This window comes from Cohaesibacter marisflavi (assembly GCF_963665895.2).
GTDB lineage: Bacteria > Pseudomonadota > Alphaproteobacteria > Rhizobiales > Cohaesibacteraceae > Cohaesibacter > Cohaesibacter marisflavi.
In genome coordinates this window covers 1766767-1779842 of the sequence record NZ_OY762534.1, presented here as the reverse complement: position 1 = coordinate 1779842, position 13076 = coordinate 1766767, and the positions used below count along the sequence as shown (strand labels likewise).

The window sequence follows — 13076 nt, the reverse complement described above, 5'->3', positions numbered from 1 at the left end:
ATATAATACTATCCATAGGTCTTGCTCTAGATAAAAATAGTATCACATATATTTGTTTTGAATATGTTTGAATTCAGGGATGTTATAGCTTCTCTCGGACATATACTTGGCAACAAATCCATAAAAACAAGGCCCATTGAACGCGATAAGATTTGTGGTATTTAAAATATCGCAAATTTTGTATATTATAATATTCTGAAGGAGACCGGACGTGCCTTTCAGCGAAAACTACGAAATCGAAACTCATACAGAGTTTGATTTCGAAGGAGAAGACTATTGCTCTCTTTTTGGGGCAAGCAACGCCACAGTCTTTCAGAACCCGCAATGGCTGGCGTTGCTTTACGGACGCTTGGTTCCCCACTCAGGGGCCAGGCCACTGATCATATCTGCAAGGAGAAAAGACACAGGCCAGCTTTGTCTGCTCTTGCCGCTGTTGCACACTTCCTATCTCGGGTTGGCATGTGTTGAGCCTGCTGATTGCGGGACCGCTGACTATAACGCTGTTGTCTATGATCCTGCCTTCGAAGAAGAGCTCTTGAGCGATGTAAAGATCAGCAAGGTTATTGTGTCTTTGCTGAAGCCATGCCATTTGATCCTCTTTCGAAAGATGCAAGGCGACAGCAAGATGCTCGCTCATCTGCTGGGCGAGGTGATTGTGGGTGACATGACCTCATCTGGCCATGACATGCCAATCTGGGCACCTTACGAGAAATGGCGAACAGAAACTCTTTCCAACAAGCTTAGGACCGGACTGCGCCGCAAACACAGGAAGCTTGCGGCAATTGGCGAGGTTTCTCTCAAGATTTGCAAAGAGGTAGATGATATCAAGGCGATCATGAAGGCGTTGCAGGATCAACGGCGTGATCGCTATCCTGATGATTTGTTTCTGGAAGATAGCTATTTTGAATTTTACAGCGACGTTGCACTTGAGGGCGCAGAAACCGGATTATCCGAGCTTTCGGCGCTCTACGTCGGTAATGACATCATTGGCATCGAACTGGGCTTCATCCATGACCACTGCTATCATTTCATTCTTTCCGGCATGCAGGGGGGAGACTATTACAAGATGTCTCCCGGTTTGCATCTGATTGATTATATTCTCGATCATCGCGTCGCGCTTGGCGACACCCGGATCGACTTCACGATTGGCGATGAAGAATATAAGGGCAGCTTCGGAGCTACTCCGACCAGATTACGCCTTATGGCAAGACCAATGACGATCTTCGGCAGTCTGGCGCTTAAAGCCTACATGCAAGGTGGACCGGTCAAGGATTTCGCCAAGCGTCTCGTTGCGATGACCAGGAAAAAGTAGGCGCCCAGCGCCGCTATTTCGAAAGACGAAAAGACCGCCTGACAGAGATCTGTCGGCGGTCTTTTGCTTAATTTAAGTGGTATCAGCGGCGGATTAGAGCTTGCCGCTCACCTTGATGGCAAAAGCATATTCCAGAGCTGTTTCCTTGAGGCGATCAAACCGTCCCGATGCTCCGGCATGCCCGCTGCCCATATTGATTTTGAGCAGCAGCAGATTGTCATCTGTGCGTTTCTCTCTCAACTTCGCAACCCACTTTGCCGGTTCCCAATAGGTGACGCGCGGGTCTGTTAGACCGCCGACGGCGAGGATCGCCGGGTAGGCCTGCTCGGTGACATTGTCATATGGGCTGTAGGCCGCGATATATTTATAGTCTTCCTCAGAGGCAATCGGGTTGCCCCATTCCGGCCATTCGGGCGGTGTCAGCGGCAAGGTGTCATCAAGCATGGTGTTGAGCACATCAACAAACGGCACGATTGCCAGAATGCCGGAGAAGAGGTGAGGCGCCATATTGGTAACCGCGCCCATCAGCATACCGCCAGCAGAGCCGCCTTCGGCAACAATCTTGCCTTCAGAGGTGTATCCTTCCGCGACCAGGAATTCGCCAGCAGAAATGAAATCCTTGAAGGTGTTGGTCTTGGTTCCGCGTTTGCCATTGGTGTACCAGGCGAAGCCCTTTTCCTTGCCGCCGCGGATATGGGCGATAGCATAGACAAACCCGCGATCCACCAGCGATAGAGCCGTGGTTGAGAAGCTGGCTGGAATCGAGATGCCGTAAGAGCCATAGCCATAAAGCAGGCAGGGGGCGGAGCCATCAAGCGCCGTGTCCTTGCGATAGAGCAGGGTAACGGGGACCAGTTCGCCATCATGGGCAGGCGCCATCAAACGGCGGGTGACATAGTCCTCCGGTTCATGCCCTGACGGCACTTCCTGCTCCTTGCGCAAGGTGCGTGACCGGCTGGACATGTTGTAATCATAAATCCGGCTTGGGGTTGTCATGGACGAATAGGAGAAGCGGACCGTGTCCGTATCAAACTCTAAGGAGCCGTGGAAGCCGAGGGCATAGGCTTCTTCTTCAAAGGCAATGGCATGCTGCGCTCCATTGCGCAGGCTGCGGATCTGGATGCGTGGCAGGCCGTTCTCCCGCTCCATCCAAACCAGAAATTCCTTGAAGATGCTATGGCTGAGTATGAGCCGCCCGGCTTGATGAGGCACGAGATCCTTCCAGTGGATGCGGCCAGACATTGTCGGGGCTGCAGTCACAAGCTTGAAGTCTTCTGCATCGTCGGCATTGGTCAGGATATAGAGAATGCCCTGACCTTCATCGACGCTATATTCAATGCCCGTTTCGCGTTCTGCGATGAGGCGGGGCTTGCTCGCATTGTCTTTGGCACTTAGCAAATAGCATTCACTGGTCTGGTGATCGTGGCAATCGATGAAGATATAATTGCCGGACTGGCTTTTGCCCAACCCGACAAAAAAGCCGGCATCGGATTCTTCATACAGCAGTTCATCGGCGGATTGCTCTGTGCCTAGTTTGTGACGGAAAACCCGGCTTGGCCGGTGGTTGTCATCCTGCCAAGTGTAGTAGAGATGCGTGCTGTCTTCGCTCCAGACAACACCGCCAGTGGTACGCTCGATCAGATCTGCGGTTTCTTCGCCTGTGCGGAGATCGCGAATGCGGATTGTGAAATATTCAGACCCCTTGGTGTCTACGGCCCAGGCCAGCTTGCTGTGATCAGGGCTGTGGGAGAGTGACGCAAGGCGGAAAAAATCCTCGCCTTCCGCTTCCTTGTTACCATCCAGCAGAATGGTCTCGTCTCCCCCTTCACGCGGGATACGAACATAGAGCGGATATTGACCACCCAGTACATAGCGCGTGCCATAGGCATAGGGGCCATCAGGAGCGGGCACCGAGCTGTCATCTTCTTTGATGCGACCCTTCATTTCTTCAAACAGCTTGGTCTGCAGTTCTTCGGTGTCGGCCATTTCCTTGACCGTATAGTCATTCTCAGCTTCGAGATAAGCTTCGATATCATCGTCAAGAACCTCACGCCCCTTTTGCATGACCTCCTGCCAATTATCGGCGCGCAACCATGCATAATCGTCGCTAAGCTCGATCCCGTGATTGGTCACACGGTGATCGCGTTTTTCCGCTCTTGGTGCGAGAGAGGGGAAAGCGGCTTTGGTGAAAGAAGACCTGTTCTGTGATGACATTATACGACCTTGTTAAACGGCAATAATTCCAGACTACACCTATGATCTTCATGCTGAATGTGCAAGGGCGATAATCAAGGTAAGGAGAGCCTGAGCCTGCTCTTTGGCACGGTTCACTCACTTGGTCCTGTTAAGACAAGGCCTATTTAGACGCATTCGGGCCGGTTTGATCTGTCTTATGTTGCAAATTCTCGCGCAGATGCTAGCAATATGGCAACAAATTCTGGCAACCCATTTCTCCCGCCTTTTGCCAGAGAAGAACAAGGAGCCTTCTTATGCCGCATATGGTTATTTCCTACGCCAAACCACTCGAAGACCAAGCTGATATCAAAAAGATCGTTCAAACCGTTTGGGAAACTGCCGAAAAATCCGGTCTGTTCACGCCTGCTGCGATCAAGGCGCGGGCATTGCCGATTGAGCATTTTGTCACCGGCGGTTCTGATCAGCTATTTGTGCATGTGGAAGCCAAGATGTTTGGCGGTCGCACCGAAGAGCAAAAGAAGACACTGACCAAGAGCCTGTTCGATGCGGTGTCTGGACTGGTCAAGGCGGATGTCGCTGTGAGCGCTGAAGCAATCGATATGGATAAGGCGACCTACACCAAGTCATAGGGTGCACTTTATTCTTTGCGCAGCAAAGTTCTTGTGAGAAAGACAAAGCTCGGTGCCGTGATCATTGATCCTGTGCGCTGGGCTTTTCTATTTCTACCGGGCTAACCGCTATGACGAATGCGCTGCGGGATCAGGAAGCCTTTTGTTTATTGCGGCGGAAGGAGATGACCCCGATTGCAAGGCTTGTCAGGGCAATGACCAGCCCCGCAGACAGGGCCTGCATGGGGCCGATTGTGTCAGCTTTCCTTAGTACAGCCTCATCGGGTGCCGCCGGATTGTAGTGAACCGTGACATTGGTGCCTTGCGGCAGATCCTCAATTTCGGTTTCCGCCACACCGCGTAAGGTGCGTGCCGGATGATGAATGCTCAACTGGTCTCCAATCAAGAAAGAGCCGTCCACCTCATAGCGATAACGAACGTGAGGCTGGAACATCTCGATTGGCTTGCCGTTGGCCTTGGTCTGAATAAGAGACTCCACATGGCTTTCCAGAATCTGGCCGGGCGTCGCTTGCCAGCTATCTGGAATTTGGGCTTGTTGTAGCCCCATCCAACCCAACCCTGCGTAAACGAAGCCCCCAAGAGAAATCGCAAGCATGAAATAGCTAAGGATACAGGGGGATGCATTGGGGCACGATGCCGGTTTGCTCATGGAAGCCTCCACTTGGTTCGAGACAGGGCGACCTTAAGGGGCAGGGCGCAAAAAGCAAGCTGCCAATGAGTTGGAAGCTCATCTGCGTGTCAGTCCTCCGGCTCAAAACGCAGCGCGACACCATTCATGCAATAGCGCAAACCGGTCGGCATGGGGCCATCATCAAAGACATGACCCAGATGCGAACCGCAATTTGCACAGCGAATTTCGGTTCTTTCCATAAAAAGACTGTGATCGGAATGCTCTGAAACGGCTTCTGCGTCGGCTGTTTCATAAAAGCTGGGCCAACCGCACCCTGCATCAAACTTCGAATCCGATGTAAAAAGGCGTTTTCCGCAAGCAACACAATAATATTCGCCCGTTCTATTCTCGAAATTGAGCGGTGAGGACCCCGGACGTTCCGTGCCATGTTGTCGCATCACATGATATTGTTCATCGGTTAGTAATTGCTTCCACTCTTCTTCTTTCTTTAATTCTTTTGTCATAGCATGGCTCCCAACAAAGACACTTAAATCTTGCAAAAATGACCGGCTAAACTTTCACGAATTTCTTGTTAGTCCGGGTTTTCACTGTATGGTCCTGATACGTTGAATCATATAGGTATCCGGAAGCCTAGTCTAAAGGCTAAGGCCTTTGTGGTTTTTCATTGTGTGTGAAACACCATCTCTTCTATGACGCTATGACGTGTAGGTTCCGCGGCTGGTTTGGGAAGATGTTTAGCTGCAATGCGGTTCAGTTGTTTCGCATTGTGGTATGAGGGGCGGTGGAAACTGCTTGCTAAACCGCTATAATAGGTTGGTAAGAATTTCTGCGATTCGAAGTGGGGCGCAATAAAGAAACGTTTGAAGGCTTGGGTGCGCAACTTTCCACAGGAAAATTTGAGTTTATGGGTTATTTTTTTAAATAGACCCTGTAATCCCAAGACTTAAAGTCAGGTCAACTGCTCTTTTAGGGATGGTTGGCCATTTGGATAGTTTGATGAGGAAAGCGCATGGCGTTGGAATTCGGTGGCGGTCTCAATCTGGCATTGGCCACTCCCTTTGCTGCAGCAGTGGTTGCTCCATATCTCAAGCGGCTGATGGGACATAATGTTGCCTGGCTGCTTGCCTTGGTGCCTGCCGGCATTTTCGTCTATTTGTGCCAGTTCATTGGAACAGTTGCGACCTCCGGTCACGGAGTGCATATCACACCGCTGGAATGGTTGCCGCAATATGGCATCCAGTATTCCCTCTTTGTCGATGGTCTCAGCCTGGTTTTTGCGCTGCTGATATCCGGTATTGGCACCCTGATCATTCTCTATTCAGGTGGATATATGAAGGGCCACGCCGACCAAGGGCGTTTCTTCAGCTTCATGTTCCTGTTTATGGGCTCTATGATCGGCGTTGTGCTGGCCGACAATCTGATGACGCTGTTCATCTATTGGGAGCTGACCTCGATTACGTCATTTCTGCTCATCGGTTTCAATCACAAGGAAGAGCGCTCCCGTCGTGCGGCCTTGCAGGCCCTTATTGTAACCGGCGGTGGTGGTTTGGCCCTGTTGGCCGGATTGCTGATGATGTATCAGGCTGGCGGCACGATGGAGATGAGCGAACTGCTCACCAGAGGCGATGTCCTGCGCGACAATGGCCACTATGGTGCCATGCTGCTTTTGATCTTGGGCGGAGCCTTCACCAAATCCGCACAATTTCCGTTTCACTACTGGCTTCGCAATGCCATGGAAGCGCCAACCCCTGTATCTGCTTATCTGCATTCTGCCACCATGGTCAAAGCGGGTGTTTATCTGTTGATGCGTGTGCATCCCGTCATGGGGGACACGACGCTCTGGATGACCATTCTTCCGATTTTCGGCGCGATCACCCTGATCATGGGGACATGGATGAGCCTGCGCCAGACCGACCTGAAGCTGACACTGGCCTACACAACGATTGCCTCACTTGGGCTATTGGTGATGCTGGTCGGGACCTCCAATGAAACCGCCATCACCGGCGCAGTGGTCTATCTGTTTGCGCATGCGCTCTTTAAGGGCGGCTTCTTCATGATTGTCGGAACCATCGACCATGAAGCCGGAACCCGTGATGTGACGCGCCTTGGTGGTTTGCGCAATGCCATGCCTGTTTCCTTCTATGCGGCTGTAGCCTGTGCTTTGTCGATGGGCGGGATCTGGCCCTTCATCGGCTTTATCGCCAAGGAAGAAATGTATCTGGGCCTGCTTGGTACAAACCTGCCTGCCTTGTTGCTGACGCTCGCCGCCGTATTGGGCAACGCGATGATGTTTGGTGCCGCTTTCGTCGTCGCACTCAAGCCATTTCTCGGGGAGGAAGTTCATACCCCCAAGCACGCCCATGAAGGACCGGTTCTTCTGGTTGCCGGGCCGGTAACCCTTGCCAGCCTTGGCCTTCTGGCCATGCTGTTTGGCGATTTCGTGGGGGCGGAGCTTCTGCGCCCCATGGCCAATGCTGTGCATGGGCATCATGGGCATCTGCAAATCGGCATCGGCGCTGTTCATGTCAATTTCGCCTTCATGTTGTCGCTCATCACCATCGCTCTTGGGGTGGGCTTCTATTTCCGATATGAAGCCATCAGATCAACGCGCGGTGTGCTTATCCGCACGTTGGGGGAGGGGCCTGACAGCTTCTTTGATATTTTTATCGCCGGTCTTGTTCGCTTCTCCGCACGCACGATGCGCCTGTTGCAGAGCGGGAATATGGAGGTCTATCTGGCTGCGACTTTCGCCACCATTGCGCTGGCTTTGATCGTGCCTATGATCGTCTTTGACGAATTGCCCGACTGGCCCCAATTCCCTGATCTCTATATCTATGAATGGTCCACTCTTGGTCTCGCGGTCGTGGGGCTATATGCATTGATCGTCGCCAAGACGCGCTTGACGGCGATTGTGTCGCTGGGCATTCAGGGCTTTGCCGTAGCGTTGATCTTCCTGCTGTTTGGCGCTCCTGATTTGAGCTTCACGCAGTTCATGGTCGAGACACTGGCCGTTGTCATCATCGCCCTCATCATGAACCGTCTCTCGCTGAAGGAGCATGACAAGCGGCCGCCACAACAAGTGATGGTTGATGCGAGTTTGTCGATTCTCGTGGGACTCGGCTTCTGTCTGCTGCTCATGTCTGTTACGCAGGGAGCGTTTGATCGTCACCTGAGCGATTTCTTTACTGACTATAGCCGTGTCATCGCCCATGGCCGCAACATCGTGAATGTTATCATCGTTGACTTCCGCGGCTTCGATACGTTGGGAGAAATCGCTGTTGTTACGATCACGGCTCTGTGTGTGCATACCCTTACGTTGGGCACGGGGCGGTCCGGGCTTAAAAGCAAGTTTTTCAAGAATAAGTCTTCCGGCTTTGATGAAGCGACCTCTGGTCAGAAAGGAGCAGAGTAATGCAAACTCTGATTTTTCGGACAACAGCCCCGTTTCTGGCGGCCCTGATGATCCTGTTCTCCATCTTCGTGACCCTGCGCGGACATAATGATCCCGGTGGTGGCTTCATCGGCGGTTTGATCGCTGCATCGGCCTTTATGATGTATGGTATCGCCGCCGGCGTGGAATATGTGCGCAGGGCACTGTATTTCCACCCGATTTCTGTGGCCGCCTTTGGTTTGGTGCTTTCGTCCGGATCTGGCTTGCTTTCCATGTTCGAAGCGCAGCCATTCATGACCAGTCAATGGACCTTCCCCACCATCATGGGGGTAGAGGTGGCTATCTCCACCCCGATGTTCTTTGATATCGGCGTCTATCTGGTGGTCATGGGCAGCTTGACATCCATCGCATTGAAACTGGAAGAGGAATAAAGCGACCATGGAAGGCGTTCTTTCTATTCTCGTTGGTATCTTCTTCGCGGTGAGCATCTATCTGATGATGTCGCGCTATACCATTCGCATCATGCTGGGGGTTGCTGCGCTTAGTAACGCAGTCAACCTGCTTATCTTTACGAGTGGACGCTTGATGCGTGAGGTGCCGCCAATCATCCCTGAAGGGGCTTCGGTGCCCGCAATGCCGACAGCCAACCCGTTGCCTCAGGCTCTTATCCTGACGGCTATTGTTATTTCATTCTCATTTCTGGCCTTTCTCCTCGTGCTTGCCTATCGGGCCTATCAGGAGTTGGGAACCGACGACATAACACAGATGCGTGTCGCGGAACCGGCAGATGAAGATCTGCCTCCTGTCAGTTACTAAGGAGAGAGACAGCTATGGCTGGAAATGCTGATCACGCGGTGGATTATGCCGCAGGAATGCTGATGGCGCCGACCTCGCTGGCGGACTGGCTGATTGTGGCTCCATCGCTGATTACTATCATTGGTGGAGCGTCACTCGTGATGCTGCGCTATCAGGCAAAATGGCATGGCTATCTGGCATGCTTCTATCTGGCTGTCTTGGTTTTGGTGGATGCGTTGCTCTTGTCGCGGGTCATGGTTGAAGGGCCAATTACCATGACAATGGGGCGTTGGTTGCCGCCATTTGGCATTACACTGGTGGTCGATGCCTTGGGCGGATTGATGGCGCTTATCGCCGCGATCGTCGCTCTGGCGGTTTGTGTCTATTCACTGGCGGACATATCGGTCACCTCAACAAGGTTTGGCTTCTATCCTGCGTTGCTCTGGATGATGACCGGTATTACAGGATCCTTCCTCACCGGTGATATCTTCAACCTCTATGTCTGGTTTGAAGTGATGCTGATTTCATCCTTCGGTCTCCTGATCGTGGATGGCGAGCGCATTCAACTGGATGGCGCGATGAAATATGCCGTGCTCAACCTGATGGCAACGACGCTGTTTCTGGTCACCACAGGATATCTTTACGGTGCGGTCGGATCGCTGAATATGGCCGACATTGCCATGCGTCTGAGGGAAATGCCTGAAGGTGCCGCGCCGATGGGTACGATTGCGACGCTATATCTGCTGGCCTTCTCCATGAAGGCGGCGGCCTTTCCGGTCAATTTCTGGCTGCCCGCTTCCTACCACACGCCAAAGATCGTTGTTTCTGCAATTTTTGCAGGGCTGCTGACAAAGGTTGGCGTCTATGCCTTGATCCGCACGCTGGTTCTGGTAATGCCCGAGGGCAGGGACATGCTGAGCGATCTTATCGCATGGATCGCAGCCTTGACCATGATTGTTGGCGCTATTGGTGCCTTGGCGCAGAATGATGTGCGCCGGACCTTCGGCTTTCTGGTTGTTGGCGGTATCGGCTCGTCGATGGTTGGGGTCGCTGTGGGCACGCAGGATGCCATCACCGGCGCTATTCTCTATGCCGTGAACTCCATTCTTGTGATGACGGCTCTGTATCTGGCCTTCGGCATTCTGATGCGCAAGAACGGAGGCAAGGTTAATCTTGCGGATCTCGGCGGAGGTTACAGAGCTTCCAGTTGGCTTTCCATTCTATTTCTGGCGCTGGTCTTTGCTGCATCCGGTTTGCCGCCATTTTCCGGTTTCTGGCCAAAAATGGTGCTCGTGGAATCGAGCCTCAAGGAAGGGTATGGCTGGCTTGCCTTCTCCGTCCTTATCTCTGGCTTCATAACCACCATTGCTATGGGCCGCGTTTGGGCGCATGCCTTCTGGCGCGGTGGTCCGATCGGCACGCAGGACGGACGGGACGCCGCTCCGCTTTATACCTTGTCCGAGATTGTCAGAAGGCGCGTTTTTGTGCCGGTTATGGCACTGGTCGCGATGATCGTCTATATTGGCGTCTATCCATCACCCGTCTTCTCGGTTTCGCAATATGGCGCGGCGACGCTTCTTAAGCCTGATCAGTATTTCGATGCCGTTTTCGGCCCAGTGCGGGCGCAGGAGAAAGAGCGCGCAGAAGCTCAGGCCGTCGAAGGGCATCGTCTCAATGAAGCGTCAGAGAATGGGGCTGTTCAGAATTCGGAAGGAGCGCACTGATGAAATATCTGTTTCTGGTCAATGTTCTGTTGGCCATCATCTGGGCGGCCGTCGGAGGAACCTTTACGGTGCCCAACCTGCTTTTCGGTTTCGTGTTAGGCACGATTGTCCTGTTCATCATCCGAGAAAAAGCTGGCACGCTGCGCTACTTCCAGCGTGTGCGACGGATCGTATCGCTGCTCTTCCTGTTTATCGTTGAGCTAATCAAATCTGCCGCCAAGGTGGCCATTCTCGCTGTTTGTCCCAACATCAAGCTCAAGCCGGGCTTCTTTGCTTATGAGCTGAAAACCGATCGAGATCTGGAAATAACCATTCTGGCAAACCTGATCACGCTGACGCCGGGCACCTTGTCTGTTGATGTGTCCGACGACAAGAAATATCTCTATATTCATGCAATCACGATTGATGATCTGGAAGACATGCGCGAGGAAATCGAAACTGGCTTTGAACGCAAGATCATGGAGGCCTTTCGCTGATGGATCCACTTATGAATATGCCGTCATTTCTTGATGTCGCCATACTGCTGACACTGATGATCCTGTCGCTGTCCTTCCTGTTCACGGCCTATCGCATCATCAAGGGCCCGACATTGGGAGACCGGATTATTGGTCTCGATATGCTGGTTGCGGTCGGCATCGGCTTTATCGCCGTGATCGGGGTGAAAACCGACTTCTATCTGTATACTGATATTGCCATTGCGCTGGGGCTGGTCGGTTTCCTGTCCACCTTGGCCTTTGCCCGGTTTGTGCTGCATCACGGGGATAGCTCGGAATATTTCGATGAGAAAGAGGCCGCCAAAGCGGAAGCTGACGCCAAGAGAGCTCTGGAGGGACTGGAATGATTGGTTTGACCCTTACTATGATATCCGAGGTGTTCGTCGGGCTTTTGCTTTTGCTGGGGGCGGTGTTCGTGCTCACAGCGTCTATCGGTATGCTCCGCTTCCCTGATGTCTATACCCGGATGCATTCTGCGTCCAAGGCCGGTACGCTGGGGTCTGGCATCGCGCTGTTGGCTCTAGCCTTGCATTCAGGAGAATTCGACGTATTCTCTCGTGCGTTGGCTGGTATTATCTTTTTTCTATTGACGACCCCGGTTACAGCACATTTGGTTGCAAAAGCTGCGTACTCTACCGGAACAAAACCCTGGAAGGGGACAGTAATTGACGAATATGCAGATAGTATGGAGAAGAATTCAGACCATAAGTGATTTCTCTATATCTGGCCGTTGAATGATTGTTAACTAGGGAGTTTCGAGCCGAAACTCCCTTTTCTTATGTTTGTTTCTGCGCGCACATATAATCTTGCTTTACTATGAAATTTCCGCATCATATAATTGTTTCCCACAAGCATACAAAGAAAAATGCATTATTTCTTGAAGTAAAAACATAGATACATTACCAATGACGCCAATGGTTTTTGAAACTGGTGACTCTAGTATCCAACAGTTGAGTGCCAGATTGTTCAGGTGAACAGCAATCATCTTGAGCGTCAATTGGAAAGAATGTCCGGATTATGTCAGAAAACACAGATAACAACATACTGATTGAGCTTACCGCTGATATCGTTTCCGCATATGTTAGCAATAATGCTGTGCCGGTAAATGATCTCTCGGGCCTCATTGGCGACATCTATAAAGCTTTGGAAGATACCAAAACTCCCGTTTCCGAAGAAGTTGTCGAAGCACCGAAACCAGCAGTCTCGGTCAAGAAATCAATCACGCCAGATTACATCATCTGTCTTGAAGATGGGAAGAAGTTCAAGTCGCTCAAGCGTCACCTTCGCACCCATTACAACCTGTCTCCCGAAGAATATCGTGAGAAATGGGGTCTTCCCGCAGATTACCCAATGGTTGCTCCAAGCTACGCAGAAGCACGCTCCAGCCTTGCCAAGAAAATGGGCTTGGGTCAGCAGCGCCGCAAGAAGTAAGATACGTCAAAGTTTCCATTAAATATTGCGCAGCGCCGTCTGCGTAGACGCAAAGAATAAGGCAGCTTTCAAGCTGCCTTTTCTGTTTTGTCTTGCTTTTTGCTACACGGTTTTCTTCTTTAAGGTTGGGCTTGTCCATCTACTCTGATTGTAGATTAGGGGCCCTTACATCAGGGCCTTTTCCGCAGCGATCGCCTGCATAAGCGCAATATGCCGCATTAGGGAATATCTGTAATGGGCGGCACGTCCACGCCGCCGCTCCGCCCTGAGTGCCTGACTAAGCTTTCTCAGAATTGCACCTTCATTATTCTTCTCCAGACTTCGGAGCTCTCCTGGGAACATGTGAAGCAAGCCTGGCAGATCTCGGTCGCGTACATACTTTCTCTCTCCAATTCGAACCATGTCTCTGATGAATGTTGAGCCATGAATAACTCTCCTGCCTGCAAGTGTGTCGTTACAACTGGCAAGGCTAC

At 51.8% G+C, this 13076-nt stretch carries 14 protein-coding genes; 10 read left to right on the top strand and 4 right to left on the bottom strand.

What is annotated here, in order from left to right; translation table 11 throughout:
• Positions 1-211: 211 nt before the first annotated feature.
• On the top strand, positions 212-1312 hold the full coding sequence (locus tag ACKPCT_RS09290) for a GNAT family N-acetyltransferase (protein WP_319569038.1): 1101 nt from the start codon (positions 212-214) through the stop codon (positions 1310-1312).
• A gap of 93 nt (positions 1313-1405) precedes the next feature.
• Here the strand turns inward: ACKPCT_RS09290 and ACKPCT_RS09285 are convergent, their stop codons facing one another.
• Complete coding sequence (locus tag ACKPCT_RS09285) at positions 1406-3526, bottom strand: S9 family peptidase (protein ID WP_090068130.1); 2121 nt, start codon at positions 3524-3526, stop codon at positions 1406-1408.
• Positions 3527-3801: 275 nt separating this feature from the next.
• Here ACKPCT_RS09285 and ACKPCT_RS09280 point away from each other — a divergent pair, with 275 nt between their 5' ends.
• Positions 3802-4137: a 5-carboxymethyl-2-hydroxymuconate Delta-isomerase gene (locus ACKPCT_RS09280; RefSeq protein ID WP_090068133.1), complete on the top strand. Its 336-nt coding sequence runs from the start codon at positions 3802-3804 to the stop codon at positions 4135-4137.
• A gap of 130 nt (positions 4138-4267) precedes the next feature.
• Here the strand turns inward: ACKPCT_RS09280 and ACKPCT_RS09275 are convergent, their stop codons facing one another.
• Together ACKPCT_RS09275 and msrB are read right to left on the bottom strand one after the other, a co-directional pair.
• Positions 4268-4786, bottom strand: coding sequence for a DUF3592 domain-containing protein (locus ACKPCT_RS09275; protein WP_319569037.1), 519 nt, complete (start codon positions 4784-4786; stop codon positions 4268-4270).
• Positions 4787-4875: 89 nt separating this feature from the next.
• Positions 4876-5271 carry a peptide-methionine (R)-S-oxide reductase MsrB gene (gene msrB / locus ACKPCT_RS09270; protein ID WP_319569407.1) on the bottom strand — a complete coding sequence of 132 codons (396 nt, stop codon included), beginning with the start codon at positions 5269-5271 and terminating at the stop codon, positions 4876-4878.
• A gap of 506 nt (positions 5272-5777) precedes the next feature.
• Between msrB and ACKPCT_RS09265 the strand changes: the two genes are divergently transcribed.
• From ACKPCT_RS09265 to ACKPCT_RS09230, 8 genes are all read left to right on the top strand, one after another.
• Entirely contained in the window at positions 5778-8180 is a 2403-nt protein-coding gene (locus tag ACKPCT_RS09265; protein WP_319569036.1) for a putative monovalent cation/H+ antiporter subunit A, read from the top strand.
• Positions 8180-8590, top strand: a complete 411-nt coding sequence (locus ACKPCT_RS09260; protein ID WP_090068142.1) for a Na+/H+ antiporter subunit B — start codon at positions 8180-8182, stop codon at positions 8588-8590. Before ACKPCT_RS09265 ends, ACKPCT_RS09260 begins: the two co-directional genes overlap by 1 nt.
• Positions 8591-8597: 7 nt before the next feature.
• On the top strand, positions 8598-8975 hold the full coding sequence (locus ACKPCT_RS09255) for a Na+/H+ antiporter subunit C (protein ID WP_090068144.1): 378 nt from the start codon (positions 8598-8600) through the stop codon (positions 8973-8975).
• A 14-nt stretch (positions 8976-8989) separates the two neighbouring features.
• Positions 8990-10678 (top strand): Na+/H+ antiporter subunit D, encoded by a 1689-nt coding sequence (locus ACKPCT_RS09250; RefSeq protein ID WP_319569035.1) that lies wholly within the window; start codon positions 8990-8992, stop codon positions 10676-10678.
• Entirely contained in the window at positions 10678-11154 is a 477-nt protein-coding gene (locus ACKPCT_RS09245; RefSeq protein ID WP_090068148.1) for a Na+/H+ antiporter subunit E, read from the top strand. Before ACKPCT_RS09250 ends, ACKPCT_RS09245 begins: the two co-directional genes overlap by 1 nt.
• On the top strand, positions 11154-11519 hold the full coding sequence (locus ACKPCT_RS09240; protein ID WP_244544552.1) for a cation:proton antiporter: 366 nt from the start codon (positions 11154-11156) through the stop codon (positions 11517-11519). The genes ACKPCT_RS09245 and ACKPCT_RS09240 overlap by 1 nt, the downstream gene beginning before the upstream one ends.
• A complete protein-coding gene (mnhG, locus tag ACKPCT_RS09235) occupies positions 11516-11884 on the top strand; it encodes a monovalent cation/H(+) antiporter subunit G (protein WP_090068150.1) in 369 nt (122 codons plus the stop codon). The genes ACKPCT_RS09240 and mnhG overlap by 4 nt, the downstream gene beginning before the upstream one ends.
• Before the next feature lie 305 nt (positions 11885-12189).
• A complete protein-coding gene (locus ACKPCT_RS09230) occupies positions 12190-12603 on the top strand; it encodes a MucR family transcriptional regulator (protein ID WP_090068152.1) in 414 nt (137 codons plus the stop codon).
• Positions 12604-12768: 165 nt separating this feature from the next.
• Here ACKPCT_RS09230 and ACKPCT_RS09225 read toward each other — a convergent pair whose 3' ends face one another.
• Entirely contained in the window at positions 12769-12945 is a 177-nt protein-coding gene (locus ACKPCT_RS09225) for a hypothetical protein (protein WP_407652484.1), read from the bottom strand.
• Positions 12946-13076 lie beyond the last annotated feature (131 nt).

What these genes read in the sequence shown, in the direction of transcription:
- ACKPCT_RS09245 (WP_090068148.1), top strand. Translation starts at nt 10,678, where the DNA reads ATGAAATATCTGTTTCTGGTCAATGTTCTGTTGGCCATCATCTGGGCG.
- ACKPCT_RS09285 (WP_090068130.1), bottom strand. Translation starts at nt 3,526, where the DNA reads ATGTCATCACAGAACAGGTCTTCTTTCACCAAAGCCGCTTTCCCCTCT.
- ACKPCT_RS09265 (WP_319569036.1), top strand. Translation starts at nt 5,778, where the DNA reads ATGGCGTTGGAATTCGGTGGCGGTCTCAATCTGGCATTGGCCACTCCC.
- mnhG (WP_090068150.1), top strand. Translation starts at nt 11,516, where the DNA reads ATGATTGGTTTGACCCTTACTATGATATCCGAGGTGTTCGTCGGGCTT.
- ACKPCT_RS09240 (WP_244544552.1), top strand. Translation starts at nt 11,154, where the DNA reads ATGGATCCACTTATGAATATGCCGTCATTTCTTGATGTCGCCATACTG.
- ACKPCT_RS09225 (WP_407652484.1), bottom strand. Translation starts at nt 12,945, where the DNA reads ATGTTCCCAGGAGAGCTCCGAAGTCTGGAGAAGAATAATGAAGGTGCA.
- ACKPCT_RS09280 (WP_090068133.1), top strand. Translation starts at nt 3,802, where the DNA reads ATGCCGCATATGGTTATTTCCTACGCCAAACCACTCGAAGACCAAGCT.
- ACKPCT_RS09260 (WP_090068142.1), top strand. Translation starts at nt 8,180, where the DNA reads ATGCAAACTCTGATTTTTCGGACAACAGCCCCGTTTCTGGCGGCCCTG.
- ACKPCT_RS09275 (WP_319569037.1), bottom strand. Translation starts at nt 4,786, where the DNA reads ATGAGCAAACCGGCATCGTGCCCCAATGCATCCCCCTGTATCCTTAGC.
- msrB (WP_319569407.1), bottom strand. Translation starts at nt 5,271, where the DNA reads ATGACAAAAGAATTAAAGAAAGAAGAAGAGTGGAAGCAATTACTAACC.
- ACKPCT_RS09230 (WP_090068152.1), top strand. Translation starts at nt 12,190, where the DNA reads ATGTCAGAAAACACAGATAACAACATACTGATTGAGCTTACCGCTGAT.
- ACKPCT_RS09255 (WP_090068144.1), top strand. Translation starts at nt 8,598, where the DNA reads ATGGAAGGCGTTCTTTCTATTCTCGTTGGTATCTTCTTCGCGGTGAGC.
- ACKPCT_RS09250 (WP_319569035.1), top strand. Translation starts at nt 8,990, where the DNA reads ATGGCTGGAAATGCTGATCACGCGGTGGATTATGCCGCAGGAATGCTG.